This is a genomic window from Thermoanaerobacter siderophilus SR4 (genome assembly GCF_000262445.1).
Classification (GTDB): domain Bacteria; phylum Bacillota; class Thermoanaerobacteria; order Thermoanaerobacterales; family Thermoanaerobacteraceae; genus Thermoanaerobacter; species Thermoanaerobacter ethanolicus.
Genome location: NZ_CM001486.1, coordinates 567,672 through 592,183, shown reverse-complemented (window position 1 = coordinate 592,183; position 24,512 = coordinate 567,672). Strand labels below are relative to the sequence as shown.

Annotated in this window: 17 protein-coding genes and 4 pseudogenes; 20 read left to right on the top strand and 1 reads right to left on the bottom strand. The window is 34.6% G+C overall.

Features of this window, described 5'->3' with window-relative positions:
* Positions 1 to 49: 49 nt before the first annotated feature.
* The 13 genes and pseudogenes from THESIDRAFT1_RS02820 to uvrC all read left to right on the top strand — a co-directional run bounded on the left by THESIDRAFT1_RS02820 (position 50) and on the right by uvrC (position 16,904).
* The gene (locus THESIDRAFT1_RS02820) at positions 50 to 1,102 is read left to right on the top strand and encodes a PucR family transcriptional regulator (RefSeq protein ID WP_006569485.1); all 1,053 of its coding nucleotides are present in this window, start codon (positions 50 to 52) and stop codon (positions 1,100 to 1,102) included.
* Between the two features lie 6 nt (positions 1,103 to 1,108).
* The gene (gene ftsE, locus THESIDRAFT1_RS02815; RefSeq protein ID WP_003869432.1) at positions 1,109 to 1,795 is read left to right on the top strand and encodes a cell division ATP-binding protein FtsE; all 687 of its coding nucleotides are present in this window, start codon (positions 1,109 to 1,111) and stop codon (positions 1,793 to 1,795) included.
* On the top strand, positions 1,779 to 2,672 hold the full coding sequence (gene ftsX, locus THESIDRAFT1_RS02810; protein ID WP_003869431.1) for a permease-like cell division protein FtsX: 894 nt from the start codon (positions 1,779 to 1,781) through the stop codon (positions 2,670 to 2,672). Before ftsE ends, ftsX begins: the two co-directional genes overlap by 17 nt.
* A gap of 22 nt (positions 2,673 to 2,694) precedes the next feature.
* Entirely contained in the window at positions 2,695 to 3,834 is a 1,140-nt protein-coding gene (locus THESIDRAFT1_RS02805; RefSeq protein ID WP_019907921.1) for a murein hydrolase activator EnvC family protein, read from the top strand.
* An 88-nt stretch (positions 3,835 to 3,922) separates the two neighbouring features.
* Positions 3,923 to 5,119, top strand: coding sequence for a S41 family peptidase (locus tag THESIDRAFT1_RS02800; protein WP_003869429.1), 1,197 nt, complete (start codon positions 3,923 to 3,925; stop codon positions 5,117 to 5,119).
* Between the two features lie 9 nt (positions 5,120 to 5,128).
* Positions 5,129 to 6,371 (top strand): annotated as a pseudogene (locus THESIDRAFT1_RS02795) (PDZ domain-containing protein).
* Between the two features lie 13 nt (positions 6,372 to 6,384).
* Positions 6,385 to 7,110 (top strand): 2-phosphosulfolactate phosphatase family protein, encoded by a 726-nt coding sequence (locus THESIDRAFT1_RS02790; protein ID WP_003869427.1) that lies wholly within the window; start codon positions 6,385 to 6,387, stop codon positions 7,108 to 7,110.
* Positions 7,111 to 7,194: 84 nt separating this feature from the next.
* Positions 7,195 to 9,180 carry an excinuclease ABC subunit UvrB gene (gene uvrB / locus THESIDRAFT1_RS02785; RefSeq protein ID WP_003869423.1) on the top strand — a complete coding sequence of 662 codons (1,986 nt, stop codon included), beginning with the start codon at positions 7,195 to 7,197 and terminating at the stop codon, positions 9,178 to 9,180.
* Between the two features lie 9 nt (positions 9,181 to 9,189).
* Positions 9,190 to 11,972: pseudogene (gene uvrA / locus THESIDRAFT1_RS02780) on the top strand (excinuclease ABC subunit UvrA).
* 9 nt (positions 11,973 to 11,981) lie between these two features.
* A complete protein-coding gene (locus tag THESIDRAFT1_RS02775) occupies positions 11,982 to 12,386 on the top strand; it encodes an FHA domain-containing protein (protein WP_006569482.1) in 405 nt (134 codons plus the stop codon).
* Positions 12,387 to 12,396: 10 nt separating this feature from the next.
* On the top strand, positions 12,397 to 13,641 hold the full coding sequence (locus THESIDRAFT1_RS02770; RefSeq protein ID WP_003869420.1) for an FtsW/RodA/SpoVE family cell cycle protein: 1,245 nt from the start codon (positions 12,397 to 12,399) through the stop codon (positions 13,639 to 13,641).
* On the top strand, positions 13,616 to 15,037 hold the full coding sequence (locus THESIDRAFT1_RS02765) for a peptidoglycan D,D-transpeptidase FtsI family protein (protein ID WP_003869419.1): 1,422 nt from the start codon (positions 13,616 to 13,618) through the stop codon (positions 15,035 to 15,037). The genes THESIDRAFT1_RS02770 and THESIDRAFT1_RS02765 overlap by 26 nt, the downstream gene beginning before the upstream one ends.
* A gap of 19 nt (positions 15,038 to 15,056) precedes the next feature.
* A complete protein-coding gene (gene uvrC, locus THESIDRAFT1_RS02760; protein WP_003869418.1) occupies positions 15,057 to 16,904 on the top strand; it encodes an excinuclease ABC subunit UvrC in 1,848 nt (615 codons plus the stop codon).
* Between the two features lie 26 nt (positions 16,905 to 16,930).
* Here uvrC and THESIDRAFT1_RS02755 read toward each other — a convergent pair whose 3' ends face one another.
* Positions 16,931 to 17,911, bottom strand: coding sequence for a biotin--[acetyl-CoA-carboxylase] ligase (locus THESIDRAFT1_RS02755; protein ID WP_003869417.1), 981 nt, complete (start codon positions 17,909 to 17,911; stop codon positions 16,931 to 16,933).
* A 146-nt stretch (positions 17,912 to 18,057) separates the two neighbouring features.
* Here THESIDRAFT1_RS02755 and hprK point away from each other — a divergent pair, with 146 nt between their 5' ends.
* The 7 genes and pseudogenes from hprK (at position 18,058) to amrA (ending at position 24,500) form a co-directional block, all read left to right on the top strand.
* Entirely contained in the window at positions 18,058 to 18,975 is a 918-nt protein-coding gene (gene hprK / locus THESIDRAFT1_RS02750; RefSeq protein WP_003869416.1) for an HPr(Ser) kinase/phosphatase, read from the top strand.
* Between the two features lie 15 nt (positions 18,976 to 18,990).
* The gene (locus tag THESIDRAFT1_RS02745) at positions 18,991 to 19,728 is read left to right on the top strand and encodes a phosphatase (protein WP_006569481.1); all 738 of its coding nucleotides are present in this window, start codon (positions 18,991 to 18,993) and stop codon (positions 19,726 to 19,728) included.
* Positions 19,725 to 20,663: an ROK family protein gene (locus tag THESIDRAFT1_RS02740; protein WP_003869414.1), complete on the top strand. Its 939-nt coding sequence runs from the start codon at positions 19,725 to 19,727 to the stop codon at positions 20,661 to 20,663. Before THESIDRAFT1_RS02745 ends, THESIDRAFT1_RS02740 begins: the two co-directional genes overlap by 4 nt.
* A gap of 12 nt (positions 20,664 to 20,675) precedes the next feature.
* Positions 20,676 to 22,147: pseudogene (locus tag THESIDRAFT1_RS02735) on the top strand (long-chain-fatty-acid--CoA ligase).
* A gap of 18 nt (positions 22,148 to 22,165) precedes the next feature.
* The gene (locus tag THESIDRAFT1_RS02730) at positions 22,166 to 22,765 is read left to right on the top strand and encodes a YesL family protein (RefSeq protein ID WP_006569479.1); all 600 of its coding nucleotides are present in this window, start codon (positions 22,166 to 22,168) and stop codon (positions 22,763 to 22,765) included.
* A gap of 179 nt (positions 22,766 to 22,944) precedes the next feature.
* Positions 22,945 to 22,992: pseudogene (locus tag THESIDRAFT1_RS13775) on the top strand (nucleotidyltransferase domain-containing protein); the annotation flags it as partial.
* Between the two features lie 101 nt (positions 22,993 to 23,093).
* On the top strand, positions 23,094 to 24,500 hold the full coding sequence (gene amrA / locus THESIDRAFT1_RS02725; RefSeq protein ID WP_006569478.1) for an AmmeMemoRadiSam system protein A: 1,407 nt from the start codon (positions 23,094 to 23,096) through the stop codon (positions 24,498 to 24,500).
* Positions 24,501 to 24,512 lie beyond the last annotated feature (12 nt).

Genomic DNA, 24,512 nt, shown 5'->3' with positions numbered 1-24,512 from the left:
AGGAAATAGTGTATAATTATTGTATACTATAAAGTAAGGTGGTATGAAAATGATCGGCTATGACCTTATAAAAAAGGTAGCCTACGATATTCAAAAAAATATTCAAATGCCAATATATATAATAGATAAGTCCGGAAATTTAATTTACGGCGACAAAGATTTTTTTGAAAAAAAAGCAGGATTTTTAAAGATAAATGTAGAATATATTGATGAAAAAGAGATATATGAAGTAGGGGAATTTATATGCTATAACATATTTTACAATGATGTTCTCTTTTTTACTATCGCTTTAGAAGGAAAAGATGAACAATCAAAAAAAGTGCTTTATCTAATTTCTCTAATTTTTGAACAATTGCTGCAGAAATATAATAGAGAAGAGTTTTTGATAGAGGCTTTAACAGGTAAATTAAGCGTAAATTTAGTGTCGTATTATGCTGAAAAATATAAAATAAATAAGAATGTGAAATACACAGTAGCAATTGTCGAATCGAATAATGAAATTGACGATGCGATAAAAATAATTACCAACATTTTTGATAAAGGTAATTTATATACTGTAAAATTTGATGATAAAAGATTTGCAGCGATATTTTCTTACAAAGGAAATAACTCTTTAATAGAACTTTATAAAACTATGAAAGATATGATAGAATCTGAAGGCTATATGAAAGTAAAAATAGCCAGTTCTTCTTCCTTTGTGCCAATTGAGGATATACATATCGCCTATAGGGAAGCAGAGACAGCCTTACTTATTGGTAAAAAATTGGAAGATGAAAAAGGAATATATATTTACGAAGATTACAGCTTTGCAGAAATTTTATGGGGAATTGACATAGAAAAAGTAAATAATTTTATTAAGAAAAGAAATATTGATTTTGGTATTTTCAAAGATGAGGAATTGATACAAACCTTAAATGCTTTTTTTAGAAATAGTCTAAATTTGAGTGAGACTGCCAGAGAGTTATACATCCATAGGAATACATTAGTTTATAGACTTGATAAAATTTTTAAAATGACAGGCCTGGATGCTAAGAATTTTGATGAAGCTGTCCTGTTAAAGATGATCATGACTTTGACAAAATTATACGATATTCCGAGGTGAGAAAATTTGATAAAGTTTATAAATGTATCTAAAAGATACAATAAAGATATAATTGCTCTTTCAAATATTAGTTTTGAAATTGAAAGTGGAGAATTTGTATTTATTGTTGGGCCTAGTGGTGCAGGTAAATCAACTTTAATTAAATTATTGCTAAAAGAGGAAGAACCTACTTCTGGCAGTATTGTGATTAATAAAAAAGATATAACAAAACTTAAAAAGCGGGAGATACCTTATTTGAGAAGGAGTATGGGGGTAGTTTTTCAAGATTTTAGATTGCTTCCTAATAAAACAGTGTTTGAGAATGTTGCCTTTGCTATGGAAATAGTTGGAGCACATCCAAAGGAGATAAGAAGAAAAGTCCCGATGGTATTGTCATTAGTAGGATTAAGTGATAAAGCGGACAAGTATCCTAGGCAGCTGTCTGGTGGAGAACAGCAAAGGGTTTCTTTAGCAAGAGCTATTGTAAATGAACCTTCTATTCTTATAGCAGACGAACCTACGGGGAATCTGGATCCTGATACTTCCTGGGAAATTGTAAAACTTATTTCTGAAATAAATAAAAGAGGTACTACAGTTGTTATGGCCACCCATGCAAAAGACATAGTAGATGCTATGAAAAAAAGGGTAATAGCGCTGGAAAAAGGAAACATAGTACGAGATGAAGCAAGGGGTGTTTATGGATATGCTCTTTAGAAATTTAAAATATTTTTTAAAAGAAGGTTTTAGCAATTTAGCAAGAAATAGGCTTATGACAATAGCTTCTATAACTTCTGTAATGGCAGCAATGCTTATTTTAGGTTTGTTTCTTGTTATTATTTTAAATGTTAATAGTTTGACTAATCAGGTGGAATCTCAATTAGAACTTAAAGCGTTTTTAAAAGATAATATTTCTGAGCAAGAAGTTAGCCAAATAGGTAATGAGATAAAAACAATACCTGGTGTTACTTCAGTAGTTTTTGAATCTAAAGAAGAGGCTTTACAAAAATTTAAACAACAATTAGGAGATAAAAGCTATTTAGCAGAAGGTTTAGAAAAGGACAATCCCCTTCCCCAATCTTATATAGTAAAAGTGAAAGATGCTGGTTTAATGAAAGATATTTCAAACGAGATAAAGCAAATAAATGGAGTTGACAAGGTAAGTTATGGGCAAGATGTTGTAGATAAGCTTCTTGGAATTATAAAGATAATAAGGATAGTGGGGCTTTCCATTATACTTATTCTCTTTATAATTTCAATTGTCATAATTTCCAACACAATAAAATTGGGGGTTTTTGCAAGGAGAAGAGAAATAAACATAATGAAGTATATTGGAGCGACTGATTGGTTTATACGATGGCCCTTTTTGATTGAAGGTGTAGTATTAGGACTGGTAGGTGCCTTGTTATCAGTTGCACTATTAGTTTTAATTTATGGATATGTGCTTGATATTATTAATAATAAATTAATAGTGTTTCAACTATTGCCATTAGAAAAAATAGTAGGGGACATTTTGGTGTATTTTTCTTTAATTGGTGCAATAATTGGAGCCTTAGGAAGTGGACTTTCAATTAAAAGGTTCTTGAATGTGTAAAATTTACAAGGGGGAAATAGCATTGCGAAGATACAGGTGGAAATGGCTACTCTTTGTTGTTATATTTCTCTTTACAGTGCTCTTTACGTCCTATCCAAAAGCGGACCAGCTTCAAGATGCTAAAAACAAATTAAATCAAATTCAAAAATCCATTACTGAGACTAAGAAGAAAAAGGAAGAAGTAATTAATCAAAAAAATGATATTGCCGCTCAAATAGCAGATTTAGATAAAAAACTTAATGCTACACAGCAAGAATTAGCAAATGCACAAAAACAATTGTCTGATATTACTGCAAAACTTAACAAAACGCGCAAAGAATTAGAAGCGGCCAAACAAAAGGAAAATACCCAGTTCCAAACAATGAAGGAGCGCATAAGGGCTATATACATAAGTGGAGAATGGGGATATTTAGATGTGCTTCTTGGTGCCAAAAATTTTGGAGATTTTATAACACGATTGGATATTGTAAAACGCATAGTAGATTTTGATTCGAATTTATTTGAATCCTATAAGCAACAAAGAGAACTTATTGAACAAAAAGAGGAAGAATTAGCACAAATGCAAAAAGAAGCGCAAAATTATAAAAATCAAATAGTTTCTCGACAAAGGGAATTACAAGTAGCTATGGCCTCGCGGGAAGGTTTAATGAGAGATTTAGAGAGACAGCAAAAACTATATGAACAACAGGAAGACGAGTTACTGCAACAATCAAAACAACTAGAAACAGTTATTCAACAATTACAAGCGAAGTCAAAAATTAAATATGGTGGTGGAAAACTCTTATGGCCTGTTCCTTCTAGTAGTGTTATAACCTCACCTTTTGGAATGAGATATCATCCTATACTTAAACAGAGTAGAATGCATACGGGTATTGATATTGCTGCCGAGACGGGCGCTTCAATAGTAGCTGCGGCAGATGGACAAGTCATTTTTGCAGGTTATTACGGTGGATATGGATATGCAGTAATTATAGACCATGGAGACGGAATATCCACTTTGTATGGTCATAATTCTGCTTTATTAGTTAAAGAAGGAGATATGGTTAAAAGAGGTCAAGTTATAGCGAAGGCAGGAAGCACAGGTTTAAGTACAGGGCCTCATTTGCACTTTGAAGTGCGCAAAAACGGTGTTCCTGTAGATCCGATGGACTGGTTAAAATAACCAGTCTGTTTTTTTATTTCATGAATGTTGTATAATAAAAAAGAACATACATATATAATTTTAAGAGACTAAAAAAGGTGGGGAAATTATGGCAAAAAAAAGATTTTATATTTTATTAGCAGTGCTTTTAATAGTTACAAATGTTATAACTTTTATGTTAGCAAATGCAGTATCAGTGGCTCTTCCTAATGGTAAAGTCCTTGTTTCTCGTGAGGAGTACCAGTTGATAGAAGAATATAATAAGCTTTTTGATATTGAGAAAATTCTTGAAAATAGGTATGTTGATAAAGTTAACTCCTCAGTCCTTTTAGAAGGCGCTATGAAAGGGATGGCCAACTCTTTAGGAGACCCTTATACTGTATACATGAATAAAAAAGAGTTTTCTGATTTTATGACTCAGACTACAGGCACTTATGGGGGAATAGGTATAGTTGTAGCAGTTGATAAAGAAGATCATATTGTAGTGGTTTCTCCAATAAAAAATACACCAGGAGAAAGAGCAGGGATAAAATCCGGGGATATAATAGTAGAAGTGAACAATACAAAAGTAAGTGGCAAAAATTTAGACGAGGCAGTGGCAATGATGAGAGGACCTCAAGGAACACAGGTAACGCTTACTATAATGAGAGAAGGAAAAACTTTTACTAAGACAATCACGAGAGAGATAATAAAATTAGAAACGGTATATGAGGAAATGCTTCCTGATAAGATTGGATATATTAAGATTACAATGTTTGATCAAAGTACTTCTGATGACTTTAAAGCATCCCTTAATAGATTAAAATCTCAAGGAATGAAAGGACTTATAATAGATTTAAGAGATAATCCTGGTGGACTTTTAGAGGAAACTATAGATATTTCTAATTTAATTTTGCCCAAAGGAGTTGTTGTGACGACTAAAGGAAGAGTTGACAATAAAGAATATTATTCTAAAGGACCAGGATTGGGATTGCCTATTGCAGTGCTTGTAAATAAAGGCAGTGCCAGTGCTTCAGAAATTTTAGCAGGTGCAATAAAAGATAGAAAAGTAGGAATTTTAGTTGGAACCACTACCTTTGGGAAAGGGCTGGTACAAACTGTTGTTGACTTTGGCGATGGTACAGGATTAAAATATACTATTGCGAGATATTACACGCCAAATGGCACAAATATTCAAGGCAAAGGAATTGAGCCAAATTACGTAGTAGAGCTTCCTGCAAATTACACTCTTCAAGATACTCCTGACTTAAAAAGAGATACTCAGCTTATAAAAGCTTTTGAGATTGTAAAAAGTGAGATAAAGTAGGGTGTTAAAATGATAGCTTTTATTCAAGTTTTTTGGATGGCAATAAAGACAATAGCTTTGTCAATTTTTAATCCTTTTTTCTGGATAGTGATAATTCTAATGATAATGCAGTATAGAAATAAAATAGCTATAGAAAGAGAGATTATGGGACATGAGCAAGAACCAATGAAAGAATTGGTTCTTGACTCTATCTTTTATGGTGTAATTGCTGCAATAATTGGGAGCTTTTTTATGATATTTTTAGGAATAACAATAGAAAATGTAGGGCTTCAGTATGTATGGCCTTTGGCTATAGTGTTAATGTTTGTCAATCCTAGATATATTTGTTTTTCTTATGCAGGAGGAATAGTTTCCCTATCCAGCTTAATTTTTGGATTTCCTAGTATAAGTGTTCCTGCACTTATGTCTATTGTAGGTATTCTTCATTTGATGGAAAGCCTTTTAATATATATAGATGGTCCAAGGAATACCACTCCTATCTTTGTAAGGCTTAAGGATGGGCGAGTGGCAGGAGGCTTTACTATGCAAAAATTTTGGCCTATTCCTTTTGCTGCATTAACTATTGCTACTGGGATAACAATAACGGGACAGGGAGTAAATATGCCAGATTGGTGGCCCATTATCAAACCGGCTGGAATTGATTTAAATAATGCAATTTTTTAATTATGCCAGGTATTGCAGCTTTAGGATACGGAGATTTAGCTTTAACACAACTTCCAGAAAAGAAAACGCGAATTTCTTCTATACGTTTATTTTTCTTTAGTATAGTTTTGATTATATTGGCGATATTAGGAATCTATATTAAATTATTTCAATATTTAGCAGCTATTTTTGCTCCAGTGGCTCATGAGCTTTTAATTTTAATAGGCCAAAGAGAAGAAAGGGAAAATCCACCTCTTTTTGTAGCGCCAGATACAGGAGTGATGATTTTAGCGACAGCAAAAGGTTCTCCCGCTAGAGAAATGGGAATTAAACCGGGGGATGTAATATTAAAAATTAATGATATTCCTATTAATGAGCCAGATGATATAATACGAATACTCAATGAACGGCCTTCTGTGATGTGGATCACTGTAAAAGATTTAAATGGTAATTACACTAACTATGAATATAAGGATCCACAGGGAATTTTGGGATTAGGAGTTTTAATAGTGCCAAAGGCAACTTCTATGATTTATGAAATCAATGAGGGGGGAATATTTATAAAAAACTAAAAGAAATATTTAAAAACATCTTTAAGAAAAACAAATAAGGAGGCAAAGTGTGTGTTTTTACAAACTTTTGAAACATATAATTCTATTAATGAAAGAGAATTAAAAGACAAAAATGTCGTTGTAATAGATACTCTACGGGCGACAAGTGTTATTACTACTGCTTTGTACAACGGAGCTAAAGAGATTATTCCAGTTTCAGAAGTAGAAGAAGCGATCGAACTTGTAAAAAGTTTAGATAAAAAAACTTATCTTTTAGCTGGGGAAAGAAACTCTACAAAGATTGAAGGCTTTGACCTATCTAATTCTCCTTTAGAGTATACTCGTGAAAAAGTAGAGAATAAAACGATAATTTTTACTACTACTAATGGAACAAAAGCTTTAAAAAAAGTCTCTTTAGCAGATAATGTAATTTTAGGATGCCTTTTAAATGCTTCTGCTGTTGCTAAGTATATATACACAAGCAATAAAGATACAGTAATTGTATGTGCTGGTACAGAAGGGAAATTTTCTTTTGACGACATAATAACTGCTGGAGTGATATATAAAAAATTGCAAGATTTAATGAAATTTGAAAGTGATGATTTGTCAAAAGCCTGTTATTTTTTGTATAAACCTTATGAGGACAACTTGTATGAAATAATGAAGGAGGGCTATCACTTTAAAAGATTAAAAGACTTAGGGTATGATGAAGATATTGAGTTTTGCTTGACAGTTGATAAGTTTGATATTGTGCCAAAACTTAAAGACGGAATTATAAAAAATTCAGCCGACCTGTAAAGGCCGGCTGTTTGGTTATGTTTGTGTTGACAAGTAGGGTATGCTATAATAATAAGATGATAAATTGCAAAGAGGGTAGAAAAAATGAGTGGATTTAAGTTGGTATCTAATTTTAAACCAACAGGAGACCAACCTCAAGCTATAGAGAAATTAGTTGAAGGGGTAAAAAAAGGATATAGATTTCAAACCTTATTGGGTGTGACGGGTTCTGGAAAAACCTTTACTATGGCTAATATAATACAAAAGTTAAATCGCCCTACTCTTGTCATTGCTCATAATAAGACTTTGGCTGCGCAATTATACAGTGAATTTAAAGAGTTTTTTCCAGACAATGCAGTGGAATATTTTGTAAGTTATTATGACTACTACCAACCGGAGGCTTATATACCCCAAACTGATACTTATATTGAAAAAGACGCTTCTATAAATGAAGAAATAGATAAATTGAGGCACTCTGCTACGGCAGCTCTTTTTGAGCGAAGAGACGTTATAATTGTCGCCAGTGTTTCTTGTATATATGGCTTAGGTGACCCTGTAGATTACGAAAATCTTATGCTTTCCCTAAGGCCGGGAATGATAAAAGATAGGGACGAAATAATTAAAAAGCTTGTAGATATACAATATGAAAGAAATGATGTGAATTTTACAAGAGGCAAATTCAGGGTAAGAGGAGATGTAATAGAAATTTTCCCTGCTTCTTTTTCCAATAAGGCGATAAGGGTTGAGCTTTTTGGAGATGAAATTGACAGAATAGCGGAAATTGATGTATTAACAGGCGAAGTACTGGGATTAAGAAAACACGTGGCTATATTTCCGGCTTCTCACTATGCTACTTCAAAAGATAAATTGGAAAGAGCAATAAAAAGCATTCGAGAAGAATTGGAGCAAAGGTATAAAGAACTTAAAGATGCTGGTAAAATAGTAGAAGCTGAAAGGCTAAAACAGAGAACAAATTACGATTTAGAGATGCTACAAGAGATGGGCTACTGCCAAGGAATAGAAAATTATTCAAGGCATATTTCAGGAAGACCTCCAGGAAGCCCTCCTTATACCCTTTTAGATTATTTTCCTAAAGATTTTCTTATTTTTATAGATGAGTCTCATGTGACAATTCCTCAGATCAGAGGCATGTACAATGGAGACAGGTCAAGGAAAGAAGCATTAGTAGAATACGGATTTAGACTTCCTTCTGCTTTTGACAATCGTCCCCTTACTTTTGAAGAGTTTGAAGAGAGAATAAATCAAGTTATCTTTGTTTCTGCAACACCAGGGCCTTATGAGATTGAACATTCAGAGCAGGTTGTTGAGCAGTTAATACGACCGACAGGTCTTGTGGATCCAGAAGTGATAGTAAAGCCTGTTAAGGGACAAGTAGATGATTTGATAGGGGAAATTAGAAAAACAGTTGATAAAGGCTTTAGAGTGCTTGTTACAACTCTTACGAAAAAAATGGCTGAGGATTTAACGGATTATCTCAAGGATATGGGAATAAAAGTAAAATATTTACATTCTGATATTGAGACGATTGAAAGGGTTGAAATAATAAGAGATTTAAGGCTGGGTAAATTCGATGTTTTAATAGGCATAAACCTTTTGAGAGAGGGATTAGACATACCTGAGGTTGCTTTGGTGGCAATATTAGACGCGGACAAAGAGGGATTTTTGCGTTCAGAGACTTCCTTAATACAGACTATAGGACGTGCCGCAAGAAATGCGGAAGGACGAGTAATAATGTATGCAGATACTGTAACAAATTCTATGAAGAGAGCAATTGATGAGACGAATAGAAGAAGAAAAATACAAATGGAATATAACAAAAAACATGGTATAACTCCAAAGACAGTAATTAAGGGAGTAAGAGATGTAATTGAAGCTACTCACGTTGCTGAAGAAGAACAGAAGTACACAAGAAAGAAAGTTAAGACTTATGACCCTGAAATTATTAAGTCAACTATAGAGCAACTTGAAAAAGAAATGAAAGAAGCTGCAATTGAGCTGCAGTTTGAAAAGGCTGCAAAATTGAGAGATGTGATTTTTGAATTGAAGAAACAGTTGGAGGAAGTAGTTTGAGGTGAAATCATGGTGAAGGACAAAATTGTAATTAAAGGTGCAAGGGTTCACAATTTAAAAAATATAGATTTGGAGATTCCACGAGATAAATTAACTGTGATAACGGGTTTATCAGGCTCTGGCAAGTCTTCTCTTGCCTTTGATACCATTTATGCCGAAGGTCAGAGGAGATATGTGGAGTCTTTGTCTGCTTATGCAAGGCAATTTTTAGGACAAATGGATAAACCAGACGTTGATTATATAGAAGGACTTTCACCGGCAATATCTATAGACCAAAAGACCACAAATAAAAACCCTCGTTCTACTGTAGGTACGATAACTGAGATTTACGACTATCTAAGACTTTTATATGCAAGGGCTGGGATCCCCCATTGTCCTGTTTGCGGAAAAGAGATTAGCATGCAAACTATAGATCAGATGGTTGACAGAGTCAAAGAATTGCCAGAAAGTACAAGGATACAGGTACTGGCTCCTGTTATTAGAGGAAGAAAAGGGGAATATGCTAAACTTTTAAATGATATAAAAAAGAGTGGATATGTCAGGGTAAAAATTGATGGGGTCATGTACGATGTAAATGAGGAGATTAAGCTTGACAAAAATAAAAAGCATACTATTGAAGTCGTAGTAGATAGGATTATTATAAAACCGGGAATTGACATGAGGCTGACGGATTCTATAGAAACAGCTTTAAAATTAGCAGATGGGATAGTTACTATTGATGTAATAGACGGAGAAAGCTTTACACTCTCTGAAAAATACGCTTGTACAGAGTGCAACATAAGTATTGAGGAGCTTTCTCCGAGAATGTTTTCCTTCAATAGCCCTTATGGGGCTTGTCCTGTTTGCACTGGATTGGGAGAATTTATGAAGGTAGATCCAGAGCTTTTAATACAAGACCCTAAAAAATCATTAGCAAATGGGTTGTTGCCGGGGATTGTTGCTTCACAGGATAGTTATGCTTATTACAACATTTTAAGATTGATTGAACATTTTGGATATACAGAGAATACTCCTTATGAAAAGTTTAGTGAAGATTTAAAAAATGTACTGCTTTATGGCAAAGATACAAAAGGAAAGTCCTATGGATTTGAAGGGATAGTAAACAATCTTGAAAGAAGGTACAACAATACTTCTTCAGATTTTATAAAAGAAGAGATAGAAAAGTATATGAGACCGGTTACTTGTCCTGCATGCCATGGAGCAAGATTAAAGCCAGAAGCGTTAGCTGTGACTGTTGGTGGACTTTCCATAAAAGAAATGACAGACCTTTCTGTTGGCGAGCTTATAAAATTTATTGACCAACTCAAATTAACAGAAAGACATGAGATTATTGCAAAGCCAATTTTAAAAGAAATAAAAGCAAGGCTTAGTTTTCTTGTAGATGTAGGCCTTGATTATTTGACTCTGTCAAGGCCCGCAGCTACTTTATCAGGTGGAGAAGCACAAAGGATAAGATTGGCAAGTCAGATAGGTTCTGGACTTGTAGGAGTCACATATATCCTGGACGAACCCAGCATTGGACTTCATCAAAGAGATAATGAAAGACTTATAAATTCCTTGAAAAAATTAAGAGACCAAGGCAATACTCTTATAGTAGTAGAGCACGACGAGGATACAATATATGCGGCAGACTACATTGTGGATGTAGGACCAGGTGCAGGTGAGCATGGAGGAGAAATTGTAGTTGCGGGTACGATAGAAGATGTGTTAAAATGTGAAAAGTCAATTACAGGACAGTATTTAAGTGGCAAAATAAAGATAGAAGTGCCAAAACAGAGGAGAAAACCTAATGGAAAAGCTTTAATAGTGAAAGGAGCTAAGGAAAACAATTTAAAAAATATAGATGTGGTTTTCCCTCTTGGAGTATTTATATGCGTTACAGGGGTTTCTGGCTCAGGCAAAAGCACCCTTATAAATGAGATACTGTACAAAGCATTGGCACAGAAGATTTATAAGTCCAAAGATAAACCAGGTATGCACGATGCAATAGAGGGTATCGATAATATAGATAAAGTAATAAATATTGACCAGTCTCCTATAGGCAGGACTCCTCGCTCAAATCCTGCTACATATACAGGAGTTTTCGACTATATAAGAGAGGTTTTTGCAAATACCCCAGAAGCTAAAATGAGAGGCTATAAACCAGGGAGATTTAGTTTTAACGTTAAAGGTGGAAGGTGTGAAGCCTGTGGAGGAGATGGTATAATTAAAATTGAGATGAACTTTTTGCCGGATGTGTATGTCCCTTGTGAAGTGTGCAAGGGTCAAAGGTATAATAGGGAAACATTGGAAGTAAAATATAAAGGAAAAAATATTTCGGATGTACTTAATATGACGGTAGAAGAAGCGTTAGTGTTTTTTGAAAATATACCTAGGATAAAAATAAATTGATGACTTTGTATGATGTAGGACTAGGATATATTAAACTAGGGCAACCTTCTACTCAGCTTTCAGGAGGAGAAGCCCAAAGAGTAAAATTAGCTACTGAGCTTTCTAAAAGACCTACAGGTAAGACATTATATATTTTGGATGAGCCTACAACTGGATTACATTTTGCGGATGTGCATAGGCTTCTTGATGTTTTAAATAGATTAACTGATGCAGGTAACACTGTTATTGTAATTGAACACAACTTAGATGTCATAAAAAGTGCAGACTATATTATTGACTTAGGACCAGAAGGTGGAGACAAAGGTGGAATGGTAATAGCTACAGGGACACCTGAGGAAGTTGCTGCCAATGAGAATTCTTATACAGGCCATTTTTTGAAAAAAGTCCTTTCTCAAAAATGAGGTGAATTTATGTATTATGCCATAGCTTCTCAGATATTAAAATATGTCCTTATTTTTCTCATCTACCTGTTTTTATACAGGGTTTTTAAAATAGTGTATATGGACATAAAAGGGGCAAGATATGAGAGGCAAATAACAACGGCTAAACTTTCTTTTTTAAATGGAGAAAGGACTTTTAATCTTTTTGAAGTTACTACTATAGGAAGGTCGGAGGAATGCGATATAGTAATTGAAAGCCCTTATGTGTCTGCACGGCATGCTATCATACGAAAGAGGGGCAAGAGGTTTTATATACAAGATTTAAACAGTACAAATGGCACTTTTGTTAATGGCAAAAGAATAAAAGGAATTGCTAAAATAAGGAATAACGATGTAATTACTTTAGGTGATGTTGAACTCAAATTTATTTTGTAGGTGAAATCTTATGGAAGAATATATAAAAACCGGATCTAAAGCTATGAAAAATGTTTTTTGGATATTTGTAATAGCTTTTGCCTTGCTTTTTATACACAATAAGCCCAAAGGCTTTGACACTATATACTTTACCTTAGCTTTTCCGATATTGATATATATTGTATATTATTTGCATGTAAGATTGTTTCCTTTGGGTGAGATCCAATTTATCATTTTAACTTCTTTTTTGACAGAAATGGGGCTTATAATGATATATAGAGTTGCACCAGATTTGCTCATAAAACAGATTGTTTGGATTGCAATAGGATTTTTACTTTACTTCATTTCCTCATATATTTCAAAATACTACGATTTACTTTATAAACTCAAATATGGGGAAGCTATTTACATTGCACTTACAATAGCACTACTGGGCTCAACATTAATTTTTGGAAGAGAGATAGGTGGTGCTAAAAACTGGCTTACTTTTGACGGCATATATGTTCAGCCAGCTGAACTTGCTAAGATAATATATATAATTTTTTTGGCAAAATATTTGTGCACCAGGAGAGAAACAAAAGACATAATTATTTTAGGATTAATAACTCTTGCAATTGTAGGAATATTTGTATTAGAAAAAGACTTAGGGATGGCGTTTTTATTTTATGCTACTACAGTATTATTAATTTTTGTCTCTACTTCTAATCTATTGTACACAGCAGTAGGGATTGGGCTATTTGTTTTAGGAGGCATAATATCCTACTTTTTGTTTTGGCACGTAAGAGTAAGAATTGAGGCATGGTTGAATCCTTGGATGGATGTACCGGGGAAGACATATCAAATTGTACAATCCCTTTTCGCCATTGCTGCAGGAGGCTTTTTTGGCACAGGGCTCGGTATGGGGCATCCAGAGTATATACCGGTTGTGGCAACTGACTTCATATTTTCTGCTATTAGTGAAGAATTTGGACTTTTAGGTGCTATAGCCATAATTCTTGTGTATTTTGTTATAATGTATAGAGGGATTAAAGTAGCACTAAATGCTAAAGACGAGTTTGGTGTATTAGTAGCTGCAGGCCTTATTTCAATGTTTAGTTTACAAGTTTTTACTATAATTGGTGGTGTCATAAAATTCATACCTCTGACAGGGGTAACCCTTCCCTTTGTAAGTTATGGTGGTAGTTCTATGGTGACGAGTTTTGTGACATTGGGCATGCTCAATGGCATAGCTCTTAAGGAGGAGCAACAGGATGTCCAACTTAAATCGCAATATTAAAATTTTGTTTTGGTTTTTTTCTGTACTTTTTTTCGGACTAATTGCCTATTTAACTTATTTCCAAATATATGAAAGAGATAAATTAATTACTAGTTCTTATAGTGTTTACAATCGAAGACTTATAGAACAAGAAAAAAAGATATTGCGAGGTAGTATTTTGGACAGAAATGGGACTGTACTTGCAAAAAGCGTGTTTGTAGATGGTTCACAAAAGAGAGAATACCTAGATGGGCCTGCTTTTGCGCAAGTAATAGGGTATAGTCGCAGAATATATCAACAAGGGAATGCGGGAATAGAGAAAGCTTATGACAAAGAATTACTTGGGATGGTAGGAAATGACCCGATGACTATTCTAAGAAAATTGGTTTTAGCAAAAGGACAGGTAGGAGATGATGTATATTTGACAATAGATAAAACTCTTCAAGACCTTGCTTATAAAGAGATGGAAGGAAAAAAAGGAGCAGTGGTGGCTTTAAATCCTAAAACAGGGGAAATCTTAGCCATGGTCTCTACCCCTTCTTATGACCCTAATACTTTAGGGGAGAATTGGAAAGAAATAATGACAAGCCCAGATAACGTGGTTTTAAATAGAGCTACACAAGGTTTGTATCCCCCTGGTTCTGTCTTTAAAATTGTAACTACTGCAGCAGTTTTGACATATGAACCTGAGTTATATAACAAGACTTTTGATTGCAAAGGATATATAATTGTGGATGGCAACAGGATAAATGATTTTGGAGGCATTGCTCATGGAATAGAGGATTTTAAACAAGCTTTTTATAGGTCTTGCAATTCCTTTTTTATACAGATAGGTTTAGATTTAGGCAGTGAAAATTTACAGTCAATGGCATATAATTTTGGGTTGGATAAGAGAGTTCCTTTAGAAATAGATACAGCAAAAAATTATTTTCCTCCTATTGAAGGGAAAGTTGCTTTAGCAGAAACTTCTATAGGACAGGGTAAAATCCTTGTAACACCTCTTACAATGGCATTGGTTGCTTCTGCCGTTGCAAATGATGGGGTTATAATGAAACCCTATTTGATGAGATACGTGGCAGATCCTATTTCAGGTACAGTCATTGAAAAGAGCACTCCTTCGCAGTATTTGAATCCTATATCAAAAAAAGTGGCAGATACTATTAAACAATTGATGATAGGCGCAGTTAACGATAAAGAGGGGACAGGTAAAGCTGCACAAATTCCTGGTATTACAGTTGCAGGCAAAACTGGGACTGCAGAAAATCCTCACGGTGCTCCCCATGCGTGGTTTGTAGGTTTTGCACCTGCCGAAAATCCACAAATTGTCGTAAGTGTAATAGTTGAAAATGGTGGTGAAGGTGGGAAAGTAGCAGCACCTATAGCAAGAGATATAATAAGATCTTATTTAACTAAATGAAATTCTAAGGTGATGGACAATGAACATAGAAGAGAAATTAAAACTTTTGCCTGAAAAACCTGGCGTTTATATAATGAAAGACAAAAGTGGCAAAATAATTTATGTGGGTAAAGCGGTAGTTCTCAAAAACAGAGTGAGGCAGTATTTTCAAAACAAAGAAAATCAATTGCCAAAAGTAAAAGTAATGCTTTCTCATGTGGAAGACTTTGAGTACATTGTTACTGATACTGAACTTGAAGCTTTAATGTTGGAATGTAACTTAATTAAAAAGTATAAGCCTAAGTATAATATATTATTAAAAGATGACAAAAATTACCCCTATATTAAAGTTACAGTAAATGAAGAGTATCCCCGCATAATGTTTACAAGAAGAATTGAGCCAGATGGGGCTAAATATTTTGGCCCTTATAGCAGTGCCTTTGCAGTGAGGGAGACTATAAAACTTGTCAGAAAAATGTTTCCAGTAAGGACATGTAACAGAAATATTGAAAAGGACATTGGTAAAGTTAGAGAATGTCTCTATTACCACATAGGATTGTGTTCTGCTCCTTGCACTAACAAAATAAATAAAGAAGATTATAGAAAATTAGTTGATCAGGCAGTTCTCTTTCTTGATGGAAAGAGGGATTGGCTCATACAAAAACTTAAAGAAGACATGCAAAAAGCGGCGGAAGAATTGAGGTTCGAGGAAGCGGCGAGGATTAGAGACCAGATTTTTGCTATTGAAAGGACATCAGAAAAACAAAAAGTGGTATCAGTAGGAGAAGATGAACAGGATATAATTTCAATGGCTCGAAGTGTGGATATTTCCTGTATACAGGTATTTTTTGTGCGACACGGAAAACTAAGTGGCAGAGAACATTATTATATGAAAAATACTGAGGGAATGGAAAGAGGAGAAATAATCTCTTCCTTTATAAAGCAATTTTATGAAGGTGCTCCTTACATTCCCAAAGAAATAATAACTGATGTGGAATTAGACGAAAGAGAGCTTCTCAGTGAATGGTTATCACAAAAGAGAGGCAACAAAGTTTTTATAACAATTCCTGTAAGAGGTAAGAAAAAAGAACTGGTGGATATGGTTTATCAAAATGCTTTAGAAGCCCTTAAGAATGACATATCAATAAGAGAGGAAATTTCAAAAGACCAGGCTGTATTAGAGCTTTCTAATTTAGTGGGGCTTGATTACGCTAAGAGAATTGAAGCCTATGATATTTCAAACACAAGAGGTCAAGACAATGTAGGGTCTATGGTGGTGTTTGTAGATGGAAAGCCAAAGAAAAGTCAGTACAGGAAGTTTAACATAAAATATGTAGAGGGACAAGACGATTATGAGAGTATGAGAGAGGTAATAGAAAGGCGTTTTTTGCACGGTATTCAAGAAAAAGAGCTTATTGAAAAAGGTGAACTTAAAGAGGATAAGGCAAAATTTGCTGAAATGCCAGATTTAATATTTGTAGATGGTGGCATAGGGCATGTAAATGCTGTAATGCAGGTGTTAAGTGGCTTTGGCATTTTTATTCCTGTTTATGGTATGGTAAAAGATTCAAAACACAGGACTCGAGGTCTTGTATCACCTCAAGGTGAAATTGACATACCTATGACTACAAAAGCTTTTCGCCTGGTTGCTCAAATACAAGAAGAGGCTCATAGGTTTGCTATAACTTTCCACAAAGAAAAGCAAAGCAAAAGATTTAAAAGCGAACTTCTCAATATCCCCGGCATAGGTGAAAAAAGAGCAAAAGCCTTATATGATGCCTTCAAGTCTATAGAAGAAATAAAAAGGGCAAGTGTGGAGGACCTTAAAAAAGTGGAAGGAATGAATGAAAAAGCTGCTCAAGCTGTATATGAATATTTTAGGAAATAAAAAGCGTCAAGATTTTGTCTTGACGCTTAAACATAATCCAGTAACCCCCTTACAGACACATCTCCTGACATAATACTAAGTCTTTTGCCCTCTTTAGTCTCTACTACCAAACTTCCATTATTGTCAATAGTGACAGCTTTTCCTTCAATTTCACCCTCATTGGCAATGACTTTTATCTGCCTTCCTATTGTTATGGATTTTTCAATGCATATAGGCCTTATGTATTCAAAGCCTTTTTGTAGATATGCATTATAATAAAATTCCAGGTTATTCAAAATGCTGGCGGTAAGTTTTTTCCTATCAACTTTAGAGTTGGTTTCTAAGTACAAGGAAGTGGCTTTGCCTTTTAATTCTTCAGGGAAATTGTCACAATTTACATTGACTCCAATTCCTATTATCACATAGTTTATTTTGTCAATTTCTGAACTCATCTCTGTCAATATTCCACACACTTTTTTATTGTTTAGTATTATATCATTTGGCCATTTTATTTTGCTTTCTACGTGAAATACTTCTTCAATAGCTTTAACTACAGAAATTGCCGCTAATTGTGTGAGATTAATTGCCTCTTTCGGCTGTATATTTGGTTTTAAAATGATAGACATCCAGATGCCACAGCCTTTTTGAGATATCCAACTTCTTCCTAATCGTCCTCTTCCTGCTGTCTGCTCTTCGGCAATAATTACTGTACCATCAGGAACGTTTGATGCGATTTCTTTGGCAAAGTTGTTTGTGGAATCAATAACTAATTTATGCATGTAATATTTTCCCAAGAAATTTGTAGAGAGATAAGGTGATACTTCTTCATAAGTTAACAAATCAGGTTCAGAAAGCAATATATACCCCATTTTGCGATGGGCTTCTATTTGGTATCCTTCATTTTTTAATTCATTTATATGTTTCCATATAGCAGTTCTTGAAACGTTGAGTTGTTCAGAAAGTTTTTGCCCAGAGATATATTCCCCTTTGTTTTCTTTTAAAAGTCTAAGAAGTCTTTGCCTTAACATTTTTTCACCTCAAAAGTTTATATGGCTATAAACATATTATAATTTACATCTTCCAAGAAGAAAAGGTTTTGTCTATTTACTTATTTTACATTAAATAATATAATTGAATTAAATGCAGCGTTTTGTTGCTGGCTGGAGGTGAAAAAGTGGATAAGATTCCTGTCGAAACTTTGATAAAGGATTTGAATTTAGAAGTCATTGTTGAAGCCAAAAATAATAAAATAGATATAACTACAAGTGATGTAAATAGGCCGGGCTTACAATTTTCCGGCTTTTATGAGCATTTTGCTTATGAAAGAGTGCAAATAATAGGAAAAGTCGAGACAACTTTTATAGAACAGCTGCCAGATGGCGTATTAGCTGAAAGAGCAGACAGATTTTTTAATTACCCTATTCCCTGTCTTATTGTAACGAGAGATTTAAATATTCGTCAAGAGCTTATAGATGCTGCGCAAAAGTACGATAGATATCTTTTGAGGACAAAAGAAGCTTCTACCAAGTTTATAAATAGATTAATTAATTACCTTGATGAAAAGTTAGCACCACAAATTACTATTCACGGAGACCTTGTAGATGTGTATGGTATAGGTGTTCTTTTATTAGGAGAAAGTGGCATAGGTAAAAGTGAAACAGCATTAGAGCTAATCAAAAGGGGACACAGGTTAGTTGCTGATGATGCAGTGGAGATTAGCAAGATAAGTGAGGACAAGCTTCAAGGGAGTTCACCGGAGATAATAAGGCATTTTATTGAGATAAGGGGTATTGGCATACTTGACATAAAGACATTGTATGGTGTAGGGTCTGTTAGAAATACAATGAGCATAGATTTAGTCATTCAATTGGAGGAATGGGATGAAGATAAATATTATGACAGATTAGGATTAGAAGATGAATATATTAAATTTTTAGATGTCAAAGTTCCAAAGCTTACTATACCTGTAAGGCCAGGAAGAAATCTCGCGATAATAGTAGAAGTAGCAGCGATGAACCACAGGCAAAAACAGATGGGGTACAACGCTGCCCATGAGCTTAACAAAAAATTATTAAAACAAATAGGGAATTAAAAGGAGAGGATAAAGTTGAAGTTAGTTTTGGACACTCATACTCACACAATTTCCAGCGGTCACGCTTACAGCACTATTACAGAAAACGCAAGAGAGGCTTATAAAAAAGGGCTTCAACTTATATGTATGACAGACCACGGGCCTAAAATGCCAGGAGCTGCTCACCTTTGGTATTTTGGAAATTTAAAAGTGTTACCTGAAAAAATAGAGGGGGTGGAGATATTAAAAGGGGTGGAAGCTAATATAATGGATGAAGAAGGAAATTTGGACTTACCAGAAGAAATACTTAAAAAACTAGATATAGTGATTGCCAGTTTGCATGACGTGTGTTTTGAACCAAGTGACGATATAGAAAGAAACACAAAAGCTATTATAAATGCTATAAAAAACCCTTATGTAGATATAATAGGACATCCTGGGAATCCCATCTATCCAATAGATATTGAAAAAGTTTTAATGGCTGCTAAAGAATATGGCAAATTTATTGAAATAAACAACAGCTCCTTTGTAAGTTCAAGAAAGGGCAGTGAAGAAAATTGTTTTCTCATTGCTAAAAAAGCGAAAGAAATGGGAGTAAAAATTGCTGTAGGAAGCGATGCCCATGTAAGCTTTGATGTAGGAAGGTTTGAGGAAGCTCTCAAAGTTATTAAAAATGCCGGTATAACTGAGGATTTAGTGCTTAATACTGATGTTGGAAAAATAAAAGAATATCTTAAAGAGAAAAAACGGAAAATTGGAGGAGAGGAAGAATGAGAATTGGTGTTGACCTTGGAGGCACTAATATTGCTGTTGGATTGGTAGATGAAGAGGGACGTATAGTAGCTACAGGTAGCAGGCCGACAAAACCGGAAAGAGGTTATGAAGCAGTTGCCAAAGACATAGCGGATATAGCTATAGAACTTATTAAGAGGAGTAATCTAAGTGGAAGTGATATTAAGTCAATGGGAATAGGAGTCCCGGGTGTAGCAGATAGCGAAAGAGGCATAGTAATACGAGCGGTGAATCTCTTTTGGACAAAAGTTCCTCTTGCAAAAGAAATAAGAAAATACATTGATTTGCCAATATATATGGACAATGATGCTAATGTAGCAGCGTTGGCAGAAGCAGCATATGGGGCTGGCAAAGGTTCTAAGTCCTCAGTGACAATTACCTTAGGAACAGGAGTAGGTTCTGGTTTTATCCTTGATGGTAAAATATACAATGGTGCACATCATTTTGCACCTGAGCTTGGACACATAGTGATAGGAGACAATGGTATAAGATGTAATTGTGGCAAAATTGGGTGTTTAGAGACATATGCTTCAGCAACTGCTTTAATAAGAGAAGGGAAAAAGGCAGTAGAGAAGAATCCCAATTCTCTCATTTTAAAATTTGCAAATGGAGATATAAACAGCATAACGGCTAAAAACGTAATTGATGCGGCGAAGCAGTACGATGAGCAAGCAATGCGAATTTTCAATGACTACGTCAAATACTTAGCTATTGGAATTGTAAATGTGATAAACATGTTTGACCCTGAAGTGATAATATTGGGTGGCGGCGTTGCAAATGCAGGGGATTTTCTCATAAAACCTCTTAAAAAAGAAGTGGCAGAGAATATTTTATTCAAAGACTTACCGTATGCTGACATAAGAAAAGCAGAGCTTGGAAATGATGCAGGGATCATCGGTGCTGCCATATTAAGTTAAAGGAGGATAATTATGAAAATTCATGAATTTCACAAAAGCGCAAAAGTGCCTGAGAACCATGTGGCGATAAAATTTAAAGACAGAGTTTATACTTATGGAGAAGTGGACACTTTAATAGATAAATACGCTTCTTTTTTTCAATCAATAGGTGTTAAAAAAGGTGATAGGGTGGCTTTAAGTTTTCCCAATTGCCCTGAATATATTTTTCTTTTATGGGAGCATCTAAAGCAGGAGCAATTGTTGTTCCACTTAACATGATGCTTACTCTTGAAGAAATAGCTTATATAATCATGGAATCAGGAGCTAATACTTTGGTAGTTCATCCTGTAATAGCACAAAAAGTTGATAAATCTCAATTAGGAAGATTGAATCTTAAAAATGTGGTCGTTTTAGATGAAAATACAATTAATGCAATTTTAAAAATGGGTCCTTCTCAACATGTTGAAATAGAACCAGACGAAGTATGTACGTATATATATACCTCTGGAACGACAGGGAAACCTAAAGGTGCGATGCTTACTCACAATAACTTCATTGCTGATGTAAAAGCATTAGACGATGTGTCTGACTTAGGACCAGAGGATAACTTTTTGTGCGTATTGCCTTTGTTTCATAGCTTTTCTTGGACAGTCAATGTACTTTTAGCATTTTACTTAGGTTCTGCTATTACAATAAAAGAAAGTTTTATGCCAAAAGACACATTGGAGACACTGACAAAAGAAGATGTAACTGTTTTTTGCGGAGTGCCTTCGATGTTTGCGGTCCTTATGAGAATGGCAGAAAAGGGACAATTTAAAGCTTTAAGGTTAGCTATATCAGGTGGAGCTCCATTAGCGCCTGAGATACAAAGAGGATTTGAGGAAAAATTCAATTTTCCTCTTGTAGAAGGCTATGGTTTAAGTGAGGCAGCTCCTGTTGCACTTTTAAATCCTTTAGAGCCTAATGCAGTAAGAAAGCCAGGGTCTGTAGGATTGCCACTTCCTTGTGTTGAAGCAAAGATAGTGGATGAAAATGATAACGAACTCCCCGTTGGAGAAGTAGGAGAGCTTGTTTTAAGAGGACCTAATATAATGGTTGGCTATCACAACATGCCAGAAGAAACTGCTAAGACTTTAAGAGGTGGTTGGCTCCACACGGGTGACCTTGCAAAAAAAGATGAAGACGGATATTTTTACATTGTAGACAGACTAAAAGACATGATAATATTAGGTGGGTTTAATGTATATCCGAGGGAAGTTGAAGATGCCTTATTAGAACATCCTGATGTTTTAGAAGCAGCTGTGATAGGAGTGGGTGATCCATTGAAAGGAGAAGAAGTCAAAGCTTTTGTGGTGCTAAAGGAAGGAGCGAAAGCTGACAAAAAAGAGCTTCAAAACTTTTTAAAGTATAAATTGGCATCTTATAAAATTCCAAAGATTTTTGAGTTTGTACCCGAACTTCCCAAGAATGCAGCTGGTAAAATACAAAAGAAATTGTTAAAATAAATGTAAAGGTGAAATGCAATGAGAGATTCAAAGCTTTACGACATAGCCTATTTCATAAGCGATTTAATGATATTAAATCTTCTGTGGATTATATTTTCACTTCCTGTTGTGACAATTTTCCAATCCACAGAAGCTCTTTTTCGTTCTGTGCATCTTTTAAGAAAAGACGAAGGAGAAGGAGTCTGGAAAGAATTTTGGAAAGCCTTTAAAAAACACTTTTGGTGGATGCTTATAAACTTTGTGATTACCGTTGCTGTTATTTTAATACTTTACGTAGACGTGAGATTTTTTATACAACAAAACACAGCTTTTGCATACATTCTTGCTGGTTTGTTATTGTCAATGGGACTCATGTTTTTAATCACATTGATATACACTTTTTTAACAATCCAATATTATGAGGGAAAACTTTTTGGCTTATGGAAAACCTCTTTTTTATTAGGTCTTGGACATTTACCCCAAACAATACTTATAATTTTGACGTTGTTAACTGCTTTGATTCTCGCAAACATTATGCCAATATTGTTCTTTATAATATTAGCAAGTGTTTCAGCCTATGTAATAGATATTATTTTTGAGGGAGTAATTAGGAAGTATATAAAGAAAGATAAGGAATGAGGTATGGTAGTTTAAAATATGAATTTACCACTTTAAGCATTGAGAAGGTAAAGGTGATGAGATAATAGTTACTTTCATTGATAGAAAAACCGTAGAAAAGATTGCTAGAGAATACGCCGGATTAGTCAAAAAAGAAATGAACATTTGAGAAAGCTTATTTATATGGTTCTTATGCGAAAGGCAATTATACTAGTGAAAGTGATATTGATATTGCTGTTATTATGTAATTTTTAAAAAGCTTCACTCTAATGTTAATTTAATTGGGATGAAGCTTTTGTTATTGTGGTATAATCAAATATGAGAAGAAAAAGTGTCGAGGTGTTAAAAAATGGGAACCTTGTTGTCTTGTTATCTCATGCCTCATCCACCGATAATCGTCCCTGAAGTAGGGCGAGGAGAGGAAAAAAAGATTCAAAAGACGATAGATTCACTTAATACTGTTTCAATCAACATAAAAGAAAAAAAGCCTGATACAATAATAGTTGTCACTCCTCATGGATACGTTTTTAGAGATGCTGTGGCAGTGACTGTTTTTTCTAGTTTAGAAGGAGACCTTGGACAGTTTGGTGCAAGAGGTGTAAGGTTTGAATTTGAGAATGATTTAGAACTTGTTGAAAAAATTGTAGAAGAATCGAGAAAAAAAGATATACCTATTGCAGAGATAAATGATGAATTAATCAAAAGATACGCCCTTTCAAAAAAACTTGACCATGGAACAATGGTACCTTTGTATTTTGTGACAAAACATTATGCTACTTTCAAATTAGTTCATATGTCCTATGGCTTTTTGCCTTTTGAACAGCTTTACGAATTTGGAATTGCAATAAACAAAGCAATAATGGAATCAAACAAAAAAGTCGTTTTTATCGCCAGTGGGGATTTATCTCACAAATTGACTCCCAATAGTCCGAATGGTTATACGCCAAAGGGAGAAATTTTTGACAACAAGCTTTTAAATTTGCTTTCCGAAATGAGAGTGGAAGAAATAATAGGCATGGACAAAGGACTAATAGAAGAAGCCGCAGAGTGTGGATTTAGATCGGTTTGCGTTATGTTGGGAGCTCTTGATGGTTATGAGGTTAAAGCGGAAGTATTATCTCATGAAGGACCTTTTGGTGTAGGATATGGTGTTGCACAATTTGAAGTAGATCAGTATAAAGGAACAAGCCTTTTAGAAAAGTTGTACTGGTTAAAAAGACAAAGGATTGAAGAGATAAGGCAAAAAGAAGACCCATATGTCAAACTTGCCAGAGAAAGCCTTGAATATTATGTGAAAAATAAAAAGCTAATGCCAGTACCACAGGGCTTACCGGAGGAGATGTATAGTAGAAGAGCGGGAGTTTTTGTTTCTCTTCACAAAGATGGGGAACTTAGAGGATGTATAGGTACAGTAGTTCCACAGAGAAAGAATATAGCAGAAGAAATAATAAAAAATGCCATAAGTGCAGGTTTTGAAGATCCTCGCTTTGAACCTGTAGAGGAGTATGAACTGAAGGATATTGAGTATTCAGTGGATGTTTTGACACCTCCTCAACCTGTTAAATCAAAACAAGAACTTAACCCCAAAAAGTACGGAGTAATAGTGAGAAAAGGCTATCGTTCAGGATTGCTTTTACCTGACTTAGAAGGAGTAGACAGCGTTGAAGAACAAATTTCTATTGCCTTGAGAAAAGCTGGAATTAGTCCAGATGAGGATTACACAATAGAAAAATTTGAAGTTGAAAGACATAAATAGTAAGGTAAAAAG

What these genes read in the sequence shown, in the direction of transcription:
- THESIDRAFT1_RS02820 (WP_006569485.1), top strand. Translation starts at nt 50, where the DNA reads ATGATCGGCTATGACCTTATAAAAAAGGTAGCCTACGATATTCAAAAA.
- ftsX (WP_003869431.1), top strand. Translation starts at nt 1,779, where the DNA reads ATGGATATGCTCTTTAGAAATTTAAAATATTTTTTAAAAGAAGGTTTT.
- THESIDRAFT1_RS02800 (WP_003869429.1), top strand. Translation starts at nt 3,923, where the DNA reads ATGGCAAAAAAAAGATTTTATATTTTATTAGCAGTGCTTTTAATAGTT.
- uvrB (WP_003869423.1), top strand. Translation starts at nt 7,195, where the DNA reads ATGAGTGGATTTAAGTTGGTATCTAATTTTAAACCAACAGGAGACCAA.
- THESIDRAFT1_RS02775 (WP_006569482.1), top strand. Translation starts at nt 11,982, where the DNA reads ATGTATTATGCCATAGCTTCTCAGATATTAAAATATGTCCTTATTTTT.
- THESIDRAFT1_RS02770 (WP_003869420.1), top strand. Translation starts at nt 12,397, where the DNA reads ATGGAAGAATATATAAAAACCGGATCTAAAGCTATGAAAAATGTTTTT.
- THESIDRAFT1_RS02765 (WP_003869419.1), top strand. Translation starts at nt 13,616, where the DNA reads ATGTCCAACTTAAATCGCAATATTAAAATTTTGTTTTGGTTTTTTTCT.
- uvrC (WP_003869418.1), top strand. Translation starts at nt 15,057, where the DNA reads ATGAACATAGAAGAGAAATTAAAACTTTTGCCTGAAAAACCTGGCGTT.
- THESIDRAFT1_RS02755 (WP_003869417.1), bottom strand. Translation starts at nt 17,911, where the DNA reads ATGTTAAGGCAAAGACTTCTTAGACTTTTAAAAGAAAACAAAGGGGAA.
- THESIDRAFT1_RS02740 (WP_003869414.1), top strand. Translation starts at nt 19,725, where the DNA reads ATGAGAATTGGTGTTGACCTTGGAGGCACTAATATTGCTGTTGGATTG.
- THESIDRAFT1_RS02730 (WP_006569479.1), top strand. Translation starts at nt 22,166, where the DNA reads ATGAGAGATTCAAAGCTTTACGACATAGCCTATTTCATAAGCGATTTA.
- amrA (WP_006569478.1), top strand. Translation starts at nt 23,094, where the DNA reads ATGGGAACCTTGTTGTCTTGTTATCTCATGCCTCATCCACCGATAATC.